The sequence below is a fragment of the Mycolicibacterium mageritense genome (assembly GCF_010727475.1).
Classification (GTDB): domain Bacteria; phylum Actinomycetota; class Actinomycetes; order Mycobacteriales; family Mycobacteriaceae; genus Mycobacterium; species Mycobacterium mageritense.
In genome coordinates this window covers 1,347,356-1,366,370 of the sequence record NZ_AP022567.1, presented here as the reverse complement: position 1 = coordinate 1,366,370, position 19,015 = coordinate 1,347,356, and the positions used below count along the sequence as shown (strand labels likewise).

The 19,015-nt window shown below is 66.9% G+C and carries 16 protein-coding genes; 10 read left to right on the top strand and 6 right to left on the bottom strand.

All coding sequences use genetic code 11. The features are described from left to right. Nucleotides 1–106 precede the first annotated feature (106 nt). From clpB to G6N67_RS06700, 6 genes are all read left to right on the top strand, one after another. Entirely contained in the window at nucleotides 107–2,653 is a 2,547-nt protein-coding gene (gene clpB / locus G6N67_RS06725; protein ID WP_036433491.1) for an ATP-dependent chaperone ClpB, read from the top strand. Between the two features lie 147 nt (nucleotides 2,654–2,800). Beyond that, nucleotides 2,801–3,661: a trehalose monomycolate transport factor TtfA gene (gene ttfA, locus G6N67_RS06720; RefSeq protein WP_036433492.1), complete on the top strand. Its 861-nt coding sequence runs from the start codon at nucleotides 2,801–2,803 to the stop codon at nucleotides 3,659–3,661. Between the two features lie 288 nt (nucleotides 3,662–3,949). Further along, nucleotides 3,950–5,146 (top strand): ABC transporter substrate-binding protein, encoded by a 1,197-nt coding sequence (locus G6N67_RS06715; RefSeq protein ID WP_230021828.1) that lies wholly within the window; start codon nucleotides 3,950–3,952, stop codon nucleotides 5,144–5,146. Further along, a complete protein-coding gene (locus G6N67_RS06710; RefSeq protein ID WP_036433493.1) occupies nucleotides 5,143–6,015 on the top strand; it encodes a carbohydrate ABC transporter permease in 873 nt (290 codons plus the stop codon). The genes G6N67_RS06715 and G6N67_RS06710 overlap by 4 nt, the downstream gene beginning before the upstream one ends. Beyond that, complete coding sequence (locus tag G6N67_RS06705; RefSeq protein ID WP_036433494.1) at nucleotides 6,012–6,815, top strand: carbohydrate ABC transporter permease; 804 nt, start codon at nucleotides 6,012–6,014, stop codon at nucleotides 6,813–6,815. The genes G6N67_RS06710 and G6N67_RS06705 overlap by 4 nt, the downstream gene beginning before the upstream one ends. Then, nucleotides 6,812–7,876 (top strand): ABC transporter ATP-binding protein, encoded by a 1,065-nt coding sequence (locus tag G6N67_RS06700; protein ID WP_036433495.1) that lies wholly within the window; start codon nucleotides 6,812–6,814, stop codon nucleotides 7,874–7,876. The genes G6N67_RS06705 and G6N67_RS06700 overlap by 4 nt, the downstream gene beginning before the upstream one ends. Nucleotides 7,877–7,926: 50 nt before the next feature. Here G6N67_RS06700 and katG read toward each other — a convergent pair whose 3' ends face one another. Together katG and G6N67_RS06690 are read right to left on the bottom strand one after the other, a co-directional pair. Then, a complete protein-coding gene (gene katG / locus G6N67_RS06695) occupies nucleotides 7,927–10,125 on the bottom strand; it encodes a catalase/peroxidase HPI (protein WP_036433496.1) in 2,199 nt (732 codons plus the stop codon). Nucleotides 10,126–10,158: 33 nt separating this feature from the next. Continuing rightward, entirely contained in the window at nucleotides 10,159–10,611 is a 453-nt protein-coding gene (locus G6N67_RS06690) for a Fur family transcriptional regulator (RefSeq protein WP_036433497.1), read from the bottom strand. A gap of 93 nt (nucleotides 10,612–10,704) precedes the next feature. On the opposite strand from G6N67_RS06690, the gene G6N67_RS06685 reads away from it, so the two are divergent. From G6N67_RS06685 to G6N67_RS06675, 3 genes are read left to right on the top strand one after another with little or no spacing between them, the layout of a single operon-like run. Then, complete coding sequence (locus G6N67_RS06685) at nucleotides 10,705–11,481, top strand: SDR family NAD(P)-dependent oxidoreductase (RefSeq protein WP_036433498.1); 777 nt, start codon at nucleotides 10,705–10,707, stop codon at nucleotides 11,479–11,481. A gap of 3 nt (nucleotides 11,482–11,484) precedes the next feature. Then, on the top strand, nucleotides 11,485–12,375 hold the full coding sequence (locus G6N67_RS06680) for a hypothetical protein (RefSeq protein ID WP_036433499.1): 891 nt from the start codon (nucleotides 11,485–11,487) through the stop codon (nucleotides 12,373–12,375). Then, entirely contained in the window at nucleotides 12,372–13,016 is a 645-nt protein-coding gene (locus G6N67_RS06675) for a TrmH family RNA methyltransferase (RefSeq protein WP_110798542.1), read from the top strand. The genes G6N67_RS06680 and G6N67_RS06675 overlap by 4 nt, the downstream gene beginning before the upstream one ends. Nucleotide 13,017: 1 nt before the next feature. Here the strand turns inward: G6N67_RS06675 and G6N67_RS06670 are convergent, their stop codons facing one another. From G6N67_RS06670 to G6N67_RS06655, 4 genes are all read right to left on the bottom strand, one after another. Beyond that, on the bottom strand, nucleotides 13,018–13,857 hold the full coding sequence (locus G6N67_RS06670; RefSeq protein WP_036433501.1) for a bifunctional allantoicase/(S)-ureidoglycine aminohydrolase: 840 nt from the start codon (nucleotides 13,855–13,857) through the stop codon (nucleotides 13,018–13,020). Between the two features lie 43 nt (nucleotides 13,858–13,900). Next, a complete protein-coding gene (locus G6N67_RS06665) occupies nucleotides 13,901–15,337 on the bottom strand; it encodes an amidohydrolase family protein (RefSeq protein ID WP_051578773.1) in 1,437 nt (478 codons plus the stop codon). Nucleotides 15,338–15,435: 98 nt separating this feature from the next. Next, entirely contained in the window at nucleotides 15,436–16,113 is a 678-nt protein-coding gene (locus G6N67_RS06660; protein WP_051578774.1) for a GntR family transcriptional regulator, read from the bottom strand. 98 nt (nucleotides 16,114–16,211) lie between these two features. Continuing rightward, the gene (locus G6N67_RS06655) at nucleotides 16,212–17,687 is read right to left on the bottom strand and encodes an NCS1 family nucleobase:cation symporter-1 (RefSeq protein ID WP_051578775.1); all 1,476 of its coding nucleotides are present in this window, start codon (nucleotides 17,685–17,687) and stop codon (nucleotides 16,212–16,214) included. Nucleotides 17,688–17,877: 190 nt separating this feature from the next. Here G6N67_RS06655 and G6N67_RS06650 point away from each other — a divergent pair, with 190 nt between their 5' ends. Next, nucleotides 17,878–19,008: a glycoside hydrolase family 76 protein gene (locus tag G6N67_RS06650; RefSeq protein ID WP_036433503.1), complete on the top strand. Its 1,131-nt coding sequence runs from the start codon at nucleotides 17,878–17,880 to the stop codon at nucleotides 19,006–19,008. Nucleotides 19,009–19,015: the final 7 nt, after the last annotated feature.

Genomic DNA, 19,015 nt, shown 5'->3' with positions numbered 1-19,015 from the left:
GTCGAGTCTGCCTCCGAAAAATTTCCAGACTTGAGCGGAACAGACTCAACCTTGACTACGTTGTACATCGCGACAAGCATTTTCTCTATCAGAAAAGGGAGGTGTCGTGGACTCGTTCAACCCGACGACCAAGACTCAGGCGGCGCTGACCTCAGCGTTGCAGGCGGCCAGCTCCGCAGGCAACCCGGAGATCCGGCCCGCGCACCTATTGATGGCACTGCTCACCCAGAATGATGGCATTGCCGCACCCCTGTTGGAGGCCGTCGGCGTTGACCCCGCGACCATTCGCACCGAAACGCAGCGACTTCTCGACCAGCTGCCCAGCGCGAGCGGCGCCAGCAGCCAACCGCAGTTGAGCCGCGAATCGCTCGCCGCGATCACCACGGCACAGCAACTCGCTACCGAGATGGACGACGAATACGTCTCCACCGAGCACCTCATGGTCGGCCTGGCCACGGGCGACTCCGAGGTCGCCAAGCTGCTCACGGGCCACGGCGCCTCGCCGCAGGCCCTGCGCGAGGCCTTCGTCAAGGTGCGCGGCAGCGCCCGCGTCACCAGCCCCGATCCCGAGGGCAGCTATCAGGCGCTGGAGAAGTACTCGACCGACCTGACCGCGCGCGCCCGCGAAGGCAAGCTCGATCCCGTCATCGGACGTGACAACGAGATCCGCCGTGTCGTGCAGGTGCTGTCGAGGCGGACCAAGAACAACCCGGTGCTTATTGGTGAGCCCGGTGTCGGCAAGACCGCGATCGTCGAGGGCCTGGCGCAGCGCATCGTGGCCGGTGACGTGCCGGAAAGTCTGCGCGACAAGACCGTCATCAGCCTGGACCTGGGCTCGATGGTGGCCGGAGCCAAGTACCGCGGTGAGTTCGAGGAACGGCTCAAGGCCGTCCTCGACGACATCAAGAACTCGGCCGGGCAGGTCATCACCTTCATCGACGAACTGCACACCATCGTCGGCGCCGGTGCCACCGGCGAATCCGCGATGGACGCGGGCAACATGATCAAGCCCATGCTGGCCCGCGGCGAGCTGCGCCTGGTCGGCGCGACCACGCTCGACGAGTACCGCAAGTACATCGAGAAGGACGCCGCGCTGGAGCGGCGCTTCCAGCAGGTGCTCGTCGGCGAGCCCTCGGTCGAGGACACCGTCGGCATCCTGCGTGGCCTCAAGGACCGCTACGAGGTGCACCACGGTGTGCGCATCACCGACTCCGCGCTGGTCGCGGCGGCCACGCTGTCCGACCGCTACATCACCGCGCGATTCCTGCCGGACAAGGCCATCGACCTGGTCGACGAGGCCGCGTCGCGGCTGCGCATGGAGATCGACTCGCGGCCCGTCGAGATCGACGAGGTCGAGCGGCTGGTCCGTCGTCTCGAGATCGAAGAGATGGCGCTGTCCAAAGAAGAGGACGACGCGTCGAAGGAGCGGCTGGAGAAGCTGCGCGGCGAGCTGGCCGACTACAAAGAGAAACTGGCAGAACTCACCACCCGTTGGCAGAACGAGAAGGGTGCCATCGACGTGGTCCGTGAGCTCAAGGAGCAGCTGGACACGTTGCGCGGCGAGGCCGACCGGGCCGAGCGCGACGGCGACCTGGCCAAGGCGGCCGAGCTGCGCTACGGGCGGATTCCGGAGGTCGAGAAGAAGCTCGACGCCGCGCTGCCGGTGGCCGAGGCCCGCGAAAACGTGATGCTCAAGGAAGAGGTCGGCCCCGACGACATCGCCGAGGTGGTCGAGGCGTGGACCGGTATCCCGGCCGGCCGCATGCTCGAGGGCGAGACCGCCAAGCTGCTGCGTATGGAAGAGGAGCTCGGCAAGCGCGTCATCGGCCAGAAGGCCGCGGTGACCGCGGTGTCGGATGCCGTGCGCCGGTCACGCGCCGGTGTTGCCGACCCCAACCGGCCCACGGGCTCGTTCATGTTCCTGGGCCCGACCGGTGTCGGTAAGACCGAGCTGGCCAAGGCGTTGGCGGAGTTCCTCTTCGACGACGAGCGCGCCATGGTCCGCATCGACATGAGCGAGTACGGCGAGAAGCACTCGGTGGCTCGCCTGGTCGGTGCGCCTCCGGGCTACATCGGCTACGACCAGGGTGGTCAGTTGACCGAGGCGGTGCGGCGGCGTCCGTACACCGTGGTGCTGTTCGACGAGATCGAGAAGGCCCACCCGGACGTGTTCGACGTGCTCCTGCAGGTGCTCGACGAGGGACGGTTGACCGACGGTCAGGGCCGCACGGTCGACTTCCGCAACACGATCCTGATCCTGACCTCCAACCTGGGTGCCGGCGGCACCGAGGAGCAGGTGATGGCGGCGGTGCGGGCCGCGTTCAAGCCCGAGTTCATCAACCGGCTCGACGACGTGATCATCTTCCACGGCCTCGAACCCGGCGAGCTGGTGTCCATCGTCGACATCCAGCTGCAGCAGCTGCAGAAGCGGCTCGCGCAGCGCAGGCTCACGCTCGAGGTGTCGCTGCCGGCCAAGCAGTGGCTCGCCCATCGCGGGTTCGACCCGCTCTACGGGGCCCGTCCGCTGCGCCGCCTGGTGCAGCAGGCCATCGGTGACCAGCTCGCCAAGATGCTGCTGGCCGGTGAGGTGCACGACGGCGACGTGGTGCCGGTCAATGTCAGTGCGGACGGCGAAAGCCTCGTCCTGGGTTGATTCGCCGTTCGAGTGGCCACTTGCTGCACGGTTTTTTGGTGAACCTGTGCAACAAGTGGCCATTCGGCATCAGAGAAACCGCAAGTAATCGGGTTGTGACCTCATAGAGTTCGAGCAACCGGCCTACTAACAAGTAGGCTATGCCCGATGGTCCCGCTCTGGTTCACGCTGTCCGCACTCTGTTTCGTGGGTGCGGCGGTGCTGCTGTATGTCGACATTGATCGTCGGCGTGGGTTGGGACGGCGCCGCAAATCGTGGGCGAAGTCGCACGGCTTCGACTACGAGCACGAGTCGGACGAGATCCTCAAGCGCTGGAAGCGCGGGGTCATGTCGACTGTCGGCGACGTCACGGCCAAGAACGTCGTGCTCGGCCAGATTCGTGGCGAGGCGGTGTTCATCTTCGACATCGACGAGGTCGCAACCGTGATCGCGCTGCACCGCAAGGTCGGCACGAACGTCGTCGTCGACCTCCGGCTCAAGGGCATCAAGGAGCCGCGCGAGAACGATGTCTGGCTGCTCGGTGCGATCGGCCCGCGGATGGTGTACTCCACCAACCTCGATGCCGCGCGCCGTGCGTGTGACCGCCGCATGGTGACGTTCGCGCACACTGCGCCGGACTGTGCCGAGATCATGTGGAACGAGCAGAACTGGACGCTGGTCAGCATGCCGGTCACGAGCACACGGGCCCAGTGGGACGAAGGGCTGCGCACCGTGCGGCAGTTCAACGACCTGCTGCGCGTGCTGCCGCCAGTCCCGCAGAACGGTGCTCCCGGCGGTCCGGCCAGCCAGGCCGCGCTGGCGCGCCGCGCGGGTTCGCCGAGCCGTCCGCTGGCAGCCGCCCCGGCCGGTCGTCGCGAGCTACCGCCCGGACGCGCGGACGCGCCGCCGGGACGCAACGACGTCAACCGGTACATCCAGCAGCGTCAGGAACCCGGCCGTTCCGACTCGATCCGCCGCATGCCGCCGCCCGCGCGCAACGGCAGGCAGGCTCCGCACTACCAGCGGTAGTTCGACGGGCGCCGTCGGCATGGCCGGTTGGGGTGTCAACCGCCGAAGATTCCGGGGCCCGGTCGGTTGCTCAAGATCGCCGTGAGTTTTTCCCTCGTGCGGATCCCGGTCTTTTTCCTACTGTCATGCCGCGTGATGTCTTCCGCTCTCTCGCGCCGTCGTGCGTTGCAACTGTTCGGACTCGCCGGAGGAGCGGCACTTCTAGGCCCAGACCTGGCCGCCTGTGGCTCATCCGGCGGCGGTAACGCATTGGCTTCGAATACGGCGGTGTCCGGCAAATTCGACGGCGTGACAGTCAAGTTGCTGGTCAACCAACCGCACGTGACGTCCTTCCGCGATGTGCTGGCACCGGCGTGGCAGCAGGCGACCGGCGGCACGCTCGAGGTCACGGCGGCACCGTATGACCAGCTGACCAGCAAGCAGATCCTCGATGTGCAGAGCGGGACAGGCGAATTCGACGTGTTCGACTACTTCTACTTCGGTCTCGGCGACCTCGTCGATGCGGGCGCTCTGGTGGATCTCTCGGACTGGATCGACACGAACAAGTCCGCGATCGGGGTGGACGGCTACCTGAAGTCCATTTACGACCCCTATACGCTGCTGGACGGCAAGCGATACGGCCTGCCCTACGACGGTGACGTACACATCTTGTTCTACAACGCCGAACTGCTGGAACGGCACAAGCTCGAACCACCCAGAACCTGGGACGACTACGACACGATCGCCGCCAAGATCACCAAGGACTCGCGCGGTGCGGCGTACGGCGCCATCGTGTCCGGTCAGCAGGTTCCGATGATCCTCGGCTGCTCCTACATCAACCGACTCACCGGTTACGGCGGCGAATTGGTCGACGGCAGCGGGAAACCCACGCTGACCTCGGATGCGTCGATCGCCGCGCTCAAGCACCTCGTCGACGTCGCGCCGGTGGCGCTGCCCACCCCGTTGCAGATCGGCTTCGACCAGGCCAACACCGCCTTCCTCACCGGACAGGGCGCACTCCTGGACACCTGGACCGATATGGCGCTGCGCGCCGAAGATCCGTCGGCCTCCAAGATCGCCGGCCGGTGGGGTGCGGTATCGCTGCCGGTGGGCGGCTCCAACACCACACCGCGGGCCGCGCTGGACGCCGGTTTCGGGCTCGGCATCTCGACGGCCTCCAAGCATCAGGACGCCGCGGCGGCGTTCCTCAACTGGGCGACCGCCACCCCGCAGAACCTCAAGGTGTCCTCGACGGCCGGCGCCGGTATCGACCCGGTGCGCGGCGACGTGCTCAACTCGGACGGATACGCCAAGGTCGTCACCAAGGCCATCGCACCCATCCGGGAAGGCCTTGGCGGCGATCCACTGGTCTGGCCCAAGGCGAAGGGTGCCCCGAAACTGTTGCAGGATCTGGTCGACCAGCTCGCGCTCGCCATCACGGGTACCCAGACCGTGGAACAATCCCTGGAGAACGCACAGAAGAGCTGGGAGAGCGCCGCGACATGACGCGACGCGTCCCGCTCTGGCTGGCCCTTCCCGCCATCGCCGGACTGGTGGTGTTCCTGGTCTACCCGACCGCGTATCTGGTCGCGCTGGCGCTCACCGACTCGTCATTGGCCCACCCACTGCGCACGTTCAGCGGCGCCGACAACTTCCAGAGCGCTTTCGCTGCACCGGCTTTCGCCCCGTCGCTGGGGCGCTCGACCTTGTTCGCCGGTACCGCCACCGTGCTGACCACCGGCGTCGGTCTGGCGCTGGCGCTGTTGCTGCGGAGCCGGGGAACTCGCTTCGGTGCGGTCGGAGTGTTGTTACTGCTGCCGCTGGTGACAGCACCCGTGCTGATCGGTGTGTCGTGGAAACTGTTGCTCGCACCGGTAGGCGGCGGTCTGGCCGATGTTTTCGCCGCGGTCGGACTGGGTGGGTTCAATCCGCTGGGCTCGGGCACGGGAGCGTTCGCCGTGCTGCTGATCATCCACGTCTGGCAATGGACCCCGTTCGCCGTGCTCATCCTGTTCGCCGCTCTCGGGGTGGTGCGGCAGGAACTGGTCGAGTCCGCTCGGATCGACGGCGCCGGACCATGGCGCAGCTTCACGACCGTGACGTGGCCTGCGATCGCGCCGACCGCACTTGCGGTGCTGGTGCTGCAATTGGTGATCGGCTACAGGGTCTTTGACCTGATCGTCGTGATCACCTCAGGCGGACCGGGTTTCGCCACGTCGCTGGCCCCCTACGTCATCTATCAGACAGGTCTGCGCGGCAGTTTCGACATGGGCACCGCCGCAGCGCAAACGCTCGTGTTCGCGTTCGTCGTCGGGGTGGTGGCGACAGTGCTCACCAAGGTGAGGGCACACGTGGTGAAAGCCGAGCAGTCATGAGAGCCCGCTGGTTGGTCTGGACGGGACTGGCCGCCGCGCTCGTCGTCGCGCTCGTGCCGATCGGGTATCTGGTCTCGCTGTCGGTGCGCCCGCCCGGCGATGTGCTGAACTCCAGCCTGCTGCCGACGCAGTGGACGTGGCGGAACTTCGTGTCGGTGTTCGACACGATCGCGCTGGGCACCATGCTGCGGAACTCGTGGGTCTCAGCCGTCGGGGCAGCGGTGCTGGCCGTGCTGATCGCCACGCCGGCAGCGTATTTCACCGCGCGCCGGCTCGGCGGCGAGCGACTGCTGACCGCGCTGCTGGCCGCCTACTGCGCCCCGCCGATCGTCGCGATCATCCCGCTGTTCTTCCTGCTGCGCGATGTCGGCCTGACCAATAATGTGCTCGGGTTGATTGTCGTCAACGGGGTGGCGAACGTGCCTGTGGCGGCCTGGCTGCTCGACGGTTTCGTGCGCCGCATACCCGTCGAGATCGACGAGGCGGCCGTGATCGACGGGCTCACGGTGGCAGGCGCGTTCCGCAAAGCGGTGCTGCCGCTGTTGTGGCCGGGGATCATCGCCGCGCTGCTGGTCGTTTTCTTCTTGAGCTACAACGATTTTCTGTTTGCCGTGTATCTCGCAGTCACAAAGGAGAGTCAGACGTTGACCGTCGGTTTGTCACTGTTCCAGGGGGACCGCAACGTGCAGTTCGGTCAGCAGGCGGCAGCCGGGCTGCTGGGCATCCTGCCGGTCTACGTGCTGGCGCTGGTCGCGCAGCGGTTTCTGGTGGGCGGGCTGACCGCGGGAGCAACCAAGTGAGTGGCGTTGAACTGCAAGCCATCACGAAGACATACGGTACGGCTACCGTGGTCGACGGGCTGGATCTGACCCTGCCGGACGGGTCGTTGACCGTGTTGGTGGGGCCTTCGGGCTGCGGCAAGTCCACGACGTTGCGCATCGCGGCCGGGCTTGAGACTGCCGACGGCGGACGGGTGCACATCGGTGGGCATGACGTCACCGCGGCAACACCGCGGGAGCGCGATGTGGCGATGGTGTTCCAGAACTACGCGCTATATCCGCATTTGAGCGTCGCGGGCAATATCGCGTTCCCGTTGCGCAATGCCGGCGTCGGTAAGGGCGAGGCGGTGCAACGGGCCCGGGCGGCCGCGGCCCGGGTCGGCATCGAAGACCTGCTGGACCGCAAACCCCGCCAGCTCTCCGGGGGCCAGCAGCAGCGGGTGGCCATTGCCCGCGCGCTCGTGCGCACCCCGTCGGTGTTCCTGTTCGACGAGCCGCTGAGCAATCTGGATGCCAAGCTGCGCGTCGAGCTGCGCTCCGAAATCCGGCGACTGCAGCAGGAGCTCGGCATCACCGCGCTCTACGTGACGCACGATCAAGAGGAGGCGATGACCATCGCCGATCAGCTGGTGGTGCTCAACGCAGGCCGTATCGCGCAGCGCGGCACTCCCGAGGAGCTCTACCGCACCCCGGCGAACACCTTCGTCGCCGGGTTCATCGGCTCGCCCAGCACGAATCTCGTCGACGGCACCGTCTGTGACGGTGTGTTCGAGGCCGACGGGGTGGCCTGGCCGGCACCGCCCGGAGTCAGCGGCCCGGTGACGTTCGGTGTACGGCCTGAGGATCTGATCGTGGAACCAGCGGCTGACGGCGAGGGGCGGGTTGAGCTGGTCGAGCTGCTCGGCCCGCGTTATGTGGTGATCGTGAAGGTCGGGGCGCGCCGGCTCACCGCGGTGGTGGAGGCATCGGTGGTGGCGGGCTGGCAGGGTGCTGCGGCAGCAGGCAATCCGGTGCGTGTACGCGTCCGCTCGGGGCGCGAACACCTCTTCGATGCCGTGACCGGAGCCCGCCTGCCCCAGTGACTTGTGTGCGTTTACCGGCGCACACCGCCGGTAAACGCACACAATTCGCGCTACTTCTTGAGGTCGAACCGGTCGGCTTCGGCCACCTTTACCCACGCGGCGACGAAGTCGTTGACGAAACGCTCGGCGCCATCGGTCTGGGCGTAGACCTCCGAAAGGGCTCTCAGCACCGAATGCGAGCCGAACACCAGGTCATTCGCCGTCGCCGTCCACTTCAGCTCGCCCGAGACCCGGTCCCGGCCTTCGTAGACGTTCTCCTCCGACTCCGAGGGCTTCCACTCGGTGCCGATGTCGAGCAGGTTGACGAAGAAGTCGTTGCTCAGCGTGCCGGGACGGTCGGTGAACACACCGTGCCGGCTCCCGCCGTGATTCGCGTCGAGCGCGCGGAGGCCACCGGCCAGCACCGTCAGCTCCGGACCGGTGACGCCCAGCAGGTACGCCCGCTCCAGCAGGAGCTGTTCCAGCGGCGCCTTTTCGCCGGCCCGCACATAGTTGCGGAACCCGTCGGCCCGCGGCTCCAGCACCGCGAACGACTCCACGTCGGTGTTCTCCTGGGTGGCGTCGGTGCGGCCCGGGTTGAACGGCACCGTGACCGAAACGCCGCCGTCCTTGGCGGCCTTTTCGATCGCCGCGTTGCCGGCCAGCACGATCACATCGGCCAGGGACACCTTCTTGGCGCTGCCGGCGTTGAAGTCCTGCTGAATCTTCTCCAAGACGGGCAACACCCTGTCGAGCTCGGACGGTTCGTTGGCCTCCCAGCTCTTCTGCGGCTCCAGGCGCAGCCGGGCACCGTTGGCCCCACCGCGCTTGTCCGTGCGCCGGAAGGTGGACGCGGCAGCCCACGCGGTCTTGATCAGCTGCGGCACCGTGAGCCCGGTGTCGAGGATCTTGCCCTTGAGCGCGGCCGCGTCGGCATCGTCGATCAGTTCGCCCTCGACCGCGGGCACCGGATCCTGCCACAGCTGCGGTTCGGGAATCCACGGGCCGAGGTAGCGGGTGATCGGCCCGAGGTCGCGGTGCAGCAGCTTGTACCAGGCCTTGGCGAACGCTTCGTTGAGCTCCTCGGGGTGGTCGAGCCAGCGCCGGGTGATCTCGCGATAGATCGGGTCTTCCCGCAACGCCACGTCGGTGACCAGCAGCGACGGTTTGCGGTTCGGCCCGCCGAACGGATCGGGGATGATCGCCTCGGCGTCCTTGGCCTGGAACTGCCAGGCCCCGGCCGGGCTCTTGGTCAGCTCCCATTCGTAGCCGTAGAGGATCTCCAGGAAGGAGTTGCTCCACTTGGTCGGGGTGGGCGTCCACACCACTTCGAGCCCGCTGGTGATCGTGTCGCCGGCGTTGCCCGAACCGAACGGGCACTTCCAGCCCAGGCCCTGCTGCTCGATCGGCGCGGCCTCGGGCTCCGGGCCGACCAGGTCTCCCGAAGCCGCGCCGTGGGTCTTGCCCAAGGTGTGCCCGCCGACGATCAGGGCCGCGGTCTCCTCGTCGTTCATCGCCATGCGGCCGAAAGTTTCGCGAATGTCGATGGCGGCGGCCAGCGGGTCCGGCTTGCCCTCGGGCCCTTCAGGATTGACGTAGATCAGGCCCATGGTGGTGGCGCCGTAGGGCTGCGCGAGTTCACGCTCGCCGGAGTAGCGCCTGTCGGTCCCCAGCCAGGTGTCCTCTTCGCCGAAGAGCACCTCTTCGGGCTCCCACACGTCTTCGCGGCCGAAGCCGAATCCGAAGGTCTCGAAGCCCGCGGACTCGAGCGCGACGTTGCCTGCCAGCACCAGCAGGTCGGCCCAGGAGATCTTGTTGCCGTACTTCTGTTTGATCGGCCAGAGCAGGCGACGGCCCTTGTCCAGGTTGGCATTGTCGGGCCAGCTGTTGAGCGGTGCGAAACGTTGCAGACCCTGGCCGCCGCCACCGCGCCCGTCGAAGATGCGGTAGGTGCCTGCGGCGTGCCAGCTGAGCCGGATGAACAGGCCTGCGTAGCTGCCGTAGTCGGCGGGCCACCAGTCCTGGGACGTGGTGATCAGCGACAGCAGATCGGCTTTGAGCGCATCGACATCGAGTTTGGCGAATTCTGTTGCATAGTCGAATGTTTCACCGAGCGGGTTGGACGCGGGTGAGTGCGGGTGCAGTTTCGACACGTCGATCTGCTCGGGCCACCAATCCTGGTTGGTCAGTGGCGCGTGAGCCTTGGGTGTCGGCGAGGCGATTGCGGGGTTCTCGCTGTCGCTGGGGTGAGTGGTCGTCTCGGATGACACAACTTTTCCTTCCGGTTGGTGATGGGGCTGTGATCACGGTTGCGATCGGGAAACTGAGGCCGAGCACTGAGGGCAAAGGCCCCAGTAGATGACTTCCGCCTCGTCGAGCGCGAAACCTTCGAAGGCGTGGTCGAGGTCGGATGGGGCCAGGCACGGTGCCGCGCCGACGGCGCAGTCGATGTCGACGATCCTGCCGCAACCGCGGCACACGGCATGGTGGTGATTGTCGCCGACGCGGGTCTCGTAGCGGGCCACCGAGCCGAGCGGCTGAATGCGGCGCAGGAGCCCGACCGAGGTCAAGGCGTTGAGTACGTCGTACACGGTCTGGCGGGAGACCTCGGGGAGAACGTCGCGCACCGCCAGGAAGATGGTTTCGGTGTCGGCGTGCGGATGCGTGCGAACCTCGTCGAGCACCGCGATCCGGGGCCGGGTGACCCGCAACCGGGCGGCGCGCAGCTGATCCGCGTAATCCGCCGTCGAAGCCACCGCACCACTATTGCGGGCTATCTGGAATCACTAAATATTTTGATGCGGTGCTGCGCATAAAGCGCGTCCCCGCGGTTAAGTAGTGTGTCGGGCATGCCACGCCCCGTCGCATTGATCACCGGACCGACGTCGGGGCTCGGAGCGGGATTCGCCCGTCGCTACGCCCGCGAGGGATACGACCTGGTGCTGGTCGCCAGGGACACGGCGCGGCTTGAGCAGCTCGCAGCCGAACTGCACGACGAGGCGGGTGCGAACGTCGAGGTGCTGCCCGCCGATCTGGCAGAGGCCGCAGACCGGGCCAAGGTCGCCGCACGGCTGCGTGACGGCGTCCGGGTGTTGGTCAACAACGCCGGCTTCGCCACGTCGGGTGAATTCTGGACCGCCGACTTCGCGGCCCTGCAGGCCCAACTGGACGTGAACGTCACGGCCGTCATGGAACTCACCCACGCCGCGCTGCCGTCGATGGTCGCGGCCCACGCGGGCACGGTCATCAACGTGGCCAGCGTGGCCGGGCTGCTGCCCGGCCGCGGTTCAACGTACTCGGCGTCCAAGGCCTGGGTCATCGCATTCTCGGAAGGCCTGGCCAACGGTCTGGCAGGCACCGGCGTCGGCATCCACGCACTGTGCCCCGGGTTCGTGCGGACCGAGTTCCACGCGCGTGCGGGCATCGACATGGCAGACACGCCAGCGTTCCTGTGGCTCGAGGTCGACGACGTGGTGCGCGAATGTCTGGCGGATGTGGCGCGGGATAAGGTCGTGATCGTGCCGGGAATGCAGTACAAGGCGCTCACCACCGGTGGTCGGATGGTTCCGCGAAATCTGGTGCGTGCCGTGAACAAGGTGGTTGGCAAGGGTCGTGGCAGAACGTAACTCATGCGGGCGCTGATCGCGGCCGTGGTGGCGGTAGTTCTGCTGGTCGCCACCGCGTGCTCGTCCGACCGTGCTCTCGACAACACCTTCGCCGCGCCGACCGCGGCATTCGGCGACGCCGTCGAGATCCTGGGCTGGCGCGTCACGCTGTCAAATCTGCGGTTCGACGCCGAGCGCGTGCTCGTCGACGTCGACGCCTCGGTCGCGTCCGACACCCACGCCAAACCCGAGGATCTCCGGTTCGGGCTATACGGTGCGCTCGCGCATCCCATCGAGGCCGACGGTTTGGGCGCGTGCAGTTCTGTGCCCAGCCTCGCACTGCAACCGCTGGCCGCGCCGTCGCCAGACAAGCTCAGCGGCACAGTGTGTTTGGGGCCGTTGCGGGACCAGAGTCAGGTGCGCGGGGTGTACGTGTATTCGGCTCGCGACCGGATCGCGGGCACCACGGTGGCCTACCCGGCAGCGTTTCCGGTGGGGCTGATGCCCACCAACGCCAACGACACGGGCCTGACGCTGCAGACCACGACCGTGGACGCGTTCAGCGCGGATGGTGCCCAGTTGGCGCCGACGGCACTGGGTGCGCCGGAAGCTTTCACGGGCGACGGTTACATGTTGCTCGGGCTGCAGATCGACGGTCTGGCCAAGCGGTATCGCGAGGACTCGGACAAACGTGGTGGTCCGCTGATGATCGTGGTGGCTCCGACCCGGCCGGCCCCGGGGCTCAATCCGGCGTGTTCGGCGTACGGCGCATCGCTGTTGATCCTGCCCGACGAATCCCGCGAGGCCGTCAACGTGCGGGCGTCGCTGTGCACGCAGGGCGAGATCAACGCGGCTCTGCTGTACCCGTCGGTGTCCGTGATCGGCACGCACGCCGCGCTGTGGACCAGCCGGTGACGGGCCCGAGCGAGTGGGGTGAGAGTCCCGGCGTCGGTCCGTGGCCGGGGCCGCCGCCGTCCGGACCCGACGCCGCACGGTACGACCCGGACCTGCTGCGCGACGGGGACACCCGCAATGTCGTTGACGCGTACCGGTATTGGACGCGGGAGGCGATCATTGCCGACATCGACCGACGCAGGCACCCGCTGCACATCGCGATCGAGAACTTCGGCAACGACGCCAACATCGGCGCCGTGGTGCGCACCGCCAACGCTTTCGCGGTGGACACCGTCCACATCGTGGGGCGGCGCAGGTGGAACCGCCGCGGCGCCATGGTCACCGACCGCTACCAGCGGTTGTGCCACCACGACAGCACGGCCGAGTTGCTGGAGTTCGCCGCCGATGCGGGGTTGACGGTCGTCGCGGTGGACAACGTGCCCGGCTCGGTGCGGCTCGAGGAGACCGAACTGCCGCGCGACTGCCTGCTGATCTTCGGCCAGGAGGGGCCCGGCATCACGCCGGAGGCGCAGGCAGGAGCGGCAATCACGGTGTCGATCGCCCAGTTCGGCTCGACGCGCAGTATCAACGCCGGGGTGGCCGCTGGAATCGCGATGCACGCCTGGATAACTCGGCACGCCGACCTTTCGAAGGCGTGGTAGGTCAGACGAACTGCCTGCTCAGCTTGGCGTGCCGGTTGACGTCCTTGTAGAGCAGGTAGCGGAAGCGTCCGGGCCCGCCGGCGTAGCAGGCCTGCGGGCAGAATGCGCGCAGCCACATGAAGTCGCCTTCCTGCACCTCGACCCAGTCCTTGTTGAGCAGGTAGACGGCCTTGCCTTCGAGCACGTAGAGACCGTGCTCCATGACGTGGGTCTCCGGGAACGGGATGACGCCGCCGGGTTCGAAGCTGACGATGTTGACGTGCATGTCGTGGCGGACGTCGAGCGGATCGACGAATCGCTGTGTGCTCCACCGGCCCTCGGTGCCGGGCATCTCGACGCCGTCGACGTCGGATTCGTTGGTGACGAACGGCTGGGGCATGTCGAGTCCGTCGACGCGTTCGTAAGCCTTGCGGATCCAGTGGAAGCGGACCGGTTCGGTGCCGTTGTTGTGCAGCGCCCATCGGCAGCCGGGCGGCAGGAACGCGTAGCCGCCCGGCGTGAGGTGATGGTCGTCGTCCTCGATCGTCACCGTGCAGCCGCCGTCGACGACGAACAGCACGCCTTCGGCGGCCGGATCGAGTTCAGGCCGGTCGCTGCCGCCGCCGGGAGCCACCTCGACGATGTACTGCGAGAACGTTTCGGCGAATCCGGACAGCGGCCGCGCGATCACCCACAGCCGCGTGTTGTCCCAGAACGGCAGGTTGCTCGTGACGATGTCGCGCATGGTGCCGCGGGGGAGTACCGCATACGCCTCGGTGAACACCGCGCGGTCGGTCGTGAGTTGGCTTTGCGGCGGGTGCCCGCCCGTCGGTGCGTAGTACCGCCGGGTGTCGCTGCTCATGAGATTCCTCCAGTCGAGAGCCGATTCCGCGAGGGTAATGTCGTCACGAATATGCCCCTACGGTAACGGCTTTCGTGTCGGGAACTTTGACATTGGCCCGATCGGTGAACCCGGTCCGGCTCCGGAACCGCCCGACCGGGCCGGGGTCGGTGAACTCGCCGTCGTGGAGCACGACGTGCCCGCCGCTCACGACGGTGCTCGGCCAGCCGGTCAGTGTCATGCCGTCGAACGGCGAGAAGTCGCTGCCCTGATGCAGCGCCGAACCGTCGACCGTGCGGGTTTCCCGGGGATCGAACAGGACCAGGTCGGCGTCGAACCCCACGTCGATCACGCCCTTCGTCGGTAGGCCGTTGATCCGGGCCGGCGCGGTCGCGAACACCTCGACGAAGCGTTCCACGCTGAGGCCGCGACGCGTGACCAGCGCGGTGTAGGCGGCAGGCATCCGCGTCTCGACTCCCGGCAGCCCGTGCGGCATGCGGCGGACGTCGTGGCTGCACTCGCGCTTCTGCGCCAGGTCGTAGCAGGAATGGTCGGACGCGACGACGTCGATGTGGCCGCGGGCGATGTGGTCGAGCAGGCCGGTCACGTCGGCGGCCGGACGCATCGGCGGGCAGCAGGCGAACTTCTCGGGTGCCGCGGAGTCGTACACCGATTCGTCGAGCAGCAGGTAGTGCGGGCAGGTCTCGGAGAAGGCGACCTGGCCGCGGGCGCGCGCCTGTTCGACGGCGTCGACGGCTGCCTGTGTCGTCTGGTGCACGAAATACACCGGCGCACCGGTGTATTCGGCGATCGCGAGCATCTCCCGGACCGAGGCGTCCTCGGAGATCGCGGGCCGGGTGTCGGGGAGGTGGGCGATGCCGACGTGGTTGTCGGCCGCACACGCCGACGTCCGGTCCACGATGATCGCGTCGTGCTCGCAATGGATGTAGGTGAGCCCGTCCAGGCGCACCATCTCCTTCATGACGTTGAGGATGGTGTCCTCGTCGGCCATGGTGGTGCCGCGGTTGGTCGTGTAGAGCTTGACCGAGCGCACGCCGCGGGCCGCCATCTGCTCGAGTTGGGCCGGCACCGTTTCGTCCCACGCGATGACCGAGCCGTGCAACGCGACATCGCAGCGCGCACCCGTCATGAGTCGCAGCTTGTTCTCCAGCGCCTCGATCGGGCTCTCGCCTGCGTGGGCGGGGATGCCGAAGTCGATGATGGTGGTGGTCCCGCCGTGCAGCGCGGCGATGGTCGCGGTCTGGTACGTGTCCAGCGACATGTAGCTGCCGGTCATCTGTTCGACGTGGCAGTGCGCGTCGACTCCGCCGGGAACGAGCAGGGTTCCCGTCGCGTCGATCGTCTGGCGCGCGTCCGGCAGTGCGTTCGTGGTCACGGCGTACAGGGCGGCGACGGTGCCTTCCGAGACGCCGACGTGGGCACGTGTGACGCCGTCTGCGTTCACGACGGTCGCGTTCGTGATGAGCAGGTCCAAGGTCATCGGTCTTGCCTCCGGGTCTGGTACTGCGACCCACGTCACATTGGGATCCCAAGTGACGATAATGGGATCCCAAAGACAGTGTCAATGCCGCCGACCGGTTACTGCGCCCGGGTCGAGTCCTCACCGAAGAGGTAGTCGAGGGTGTGCGCCCGATAGGTCAGCACGTGCGCCCGGGCCAGCGTCGCGGCTCGTTCCGGATCGCCCGCCACCATGGCGTCGCAGAGGCGTTGGTGCTCGTCGATCACCATCTCGACGTCGAGGATCTGGCGAAACAGCCAGTGCAGCCGCCCCATGAGCGGTTCCAGGATCCCCTCGAGCAGCACATTGCCCGAGAGCGCGATGATCTCGTCGTGGAACCGGGCGTTGGCGGCGTGCGCGGCGTCGACATCCCCCGAGGCGATGGCCGTCCGCGCATCGGCCAGCGCGTCGTGCAAGTGGTGTGGCGTGCCCTGTGCGATCCGGACCGTGGCCTCCCGGACCGCGTGGACCTCGAGTGCTTCGCGGATGCCGAACAGATCGGTGACCTGACGCTGATCGAGCGTGCTGACGACGAGGCCGCGGGAGGGCAGGCTCTCGGCAAGGCCTTCCCGCTGCAGTGTGCGCAAGGCCTCCCGCACCGGGTGCCGCGAAGCCGAGAACATCTCTGCCAGATCACGTTCCACCAGCCGGTCGCCGGGTTGGAACCGGCCGTCGAAGATGCGCGATCGAATCTCGTCTCCGATGATCTCCCGGAGAGGCTTGTCGTTCCGGTACAGCCGGCTCGACGCATGATCCATGGCCTGGTGCACTCCGTTTCCCACAAGCCGACGAGGCCAGGCTAGCGACTTCTCGCGCGGCGGACGCGTCTGGCGGCCCGCGGCGCGTCGCCCCGGCGTCATTCCACGGGCATGAGATCGCCGTCGGGTTCGGTGGCGAGGTCGGCGCGTTTGGCGTGCCTGCCCATCGCCAGGTAGTACGCCAGTCCGGCCGTCACGACGCCGACGGGCCACGAGAAAGCCGCGACGGCTTGCAGTCCGGGCACCAGCGCCATGATCGCGGCCAGCGACGCGGTGGGGACGAAGACGGCAATCGCCTTGCGGTTGACGCCTTTTCGGAAGAAGTACGTGCCGTTTGCGTCGGAGCGGTAGAGATCTCTGATCGCGATGGCGCCACGGTTGATCAGGTAGTAGTCCACCGCCATGATTCCGAACAGCGGGCCGAGGAAGGCGCCGAGGCCGCCGAGGAAGTAGTTGATCACCACGGGGTTCGAGTACAGATTCCACGGCATCACCAGCAGGGCCAGGATCGCGCTGATGATGCCGCCACGGCGGAAGGTGATGTGCTTGGGCCACACGTTGGCGAGGTCGTAGGCGGGCGATACGAAGTTGAGCACCACGTTCACCCCGATCGTCGCGACGATGAACATGATCGCGCCGAGCACCAGGGCAAACGTGTTGGGCACCTTGGCGAGGATCAGGGCCGGGTCGGTGATGGCTTCGCCGAACACCACGACGGTGCCGATCGTCATGGTGATGCTGATCGCCGCGAACGCGGCGAAGTTGACCGGGATGCCCCAGAAGTTGCCCCGGATCACCGCGCGGTCGGACTTGGCGAAACGCGTGAAGTCGCAGTAGTTCAGCAGCATCGTGGCGTAGGTCGCCACCAGCAGGAAGGCCCCGGTCAGGACTCCGCGGAAGACGTCGCCGCCGGCCAACGGCTTGATGGACATGTTCATCGGCAGATGCCAGTCGGCCAGCGCGAACAGCCAGACGGCCATGGCCAGCATGACCACCCAGACGATGGGTCCGGCCCAGTCCTGGAATCGCCGCACGGCCTCCATTCCGCGGGTGATCACCAGCAGTTGCAGCACCCACAGCAGCAGGAAGCAGGCCCAGCCGAGCACCGACAACCCCAGGAAACTCTGGTTCTGCCAGCGTTCGAGGTCCGGATCGGTCCGCAGCAGCAGCACCACCACGGCCATCGACGCGAGATAGGTCTGAATGCCGTACCAGCAGATGGCGATCACGGCCCGGATGAGCGCGGGCACGTTGGCTCCCCAGATGCCGAAGCTGATTCTCGCCATCACCGGGAAGGGCACGCCCGTCTGCTGCCCCATCCGGCCGGCCCAGTTCATCCCGAAGAACAGGATGCCGGTGCCGATCAAGATCGCGGCGAGCACTTGCCAGCCGGTGAGGCCGATGACGAAGAGGCCGGCGACGAACGTGTAGGTGCCGATGTTGTGGATCGCGGACATCCAGACGGCGAAGAAGCTGTAGGAGCTCCATTTCCGCTCTGTCGCGGGGGCGAGATCCTCGTTGTACAGCCGGCCTGTCGGGTCGAGCGCGGCCAAAGATCGGTGGTCTGTATCCACGGTGACTCCTGTGAATGTCGGGTGCCGCTCGGCCAGCTATGGGATCCCAATTTGGGATCCCATGTGAAGTGTGCCGGATCACATTTTGGAAAGTCAATGGTTCTGGTGCGCACGGTTGCCGGCATCGGGAGGACGAACTTCCGGGCGAGCTACGTGATGTTCGGCGCCCTGGTGAGGCAGGATCAGGGGCATGGATCAGCTATGGGCAAACCGTGCAGGCAGCGCCGAAGCTGCGATCATCCAACGACATCTCGCCAAACTCTGGTATCTGCCGGGCACTCAACTCGGTGTGGTGGCATGGCCGTCGACCAAGAAATACCGGCATTTCGGCACCTGGCATTACTGGTGGCAGGCGCATCTGCTGGACTGCCTCGTCGACGCCGAGGTGCGGGATCCGCAACCGGATCGGAAGGTCCGCATCGAACGCCAGATTCGGGCGCACTGGCTACGCAACACCGGGTGGACCAACGACTACTACGACGACATGGCTTGGCTGGCGCTGGCACTGGAGCGCGCGGGGCGCCTGGCCGGGGTGGAGAAGCCGGGTGCGCTCAAGAAGCTGTGTGAGCAGTTCGTCAACGCGTGGGTGCCCGAGGACGGCGGCGGTATCCCGTGGCGTAAACAAGACCAGTTCTTCAACGCGCCCGCCAACGGCCCGGCCGGCATCTTCCTGGCCCGCTACGACGACCGGTTGCGGCGGGCGCAGCAGATGGCCGACTGGATCGACGAGACGCTGATCGACCCCGAGACCCACCTGGTGTTCGACGGCATCAAGGCCGGCTCGATGGTCCGCGCGCAGTACACGTACTGCCAGGGGGTGGTGCTCGGGCTGGAAACCGAACTCGCGGTACGCACCCAGGATCCTCGTCACGGCGAACGGGTGCGCAGGCTGGTTTCCGCGGTCGCCAAGGAGATGACCACCGAGGGTGTCATCAAAGGCGCCGGTGGCGGCGACGGCGGCCTGTTCAACAGCATCCTGGCGCGGTACCTGGCATTGGTGGCCACGTCGCTGCCGGGCGACTCGGCCGAGGATGTCGCGGCCCGCGACACCGCGAAATCGCTCGTGCTCAAGTCGGCACAGTCGGCGTGGGACTACCGCCAGACGGTCGACGGTCTGCCGTTGTTCGGCCCGTTCTGGGACCGCAATGCCGAGGTGCCGACCGCGGAAGGCAAGGAGGCCGAGTTCGTCGAGGGTGCGGTCAACGCGTCGGCGATACCCGAGCGCGACCTGTCGGTGCAGCTGTCCGGATGGATGCTCATGGAGGCGGCGCACACCCTGGCGGCCGCGGACGACGCGGCCGAGGAATCCTCAGAAGCCTGATCCGCGG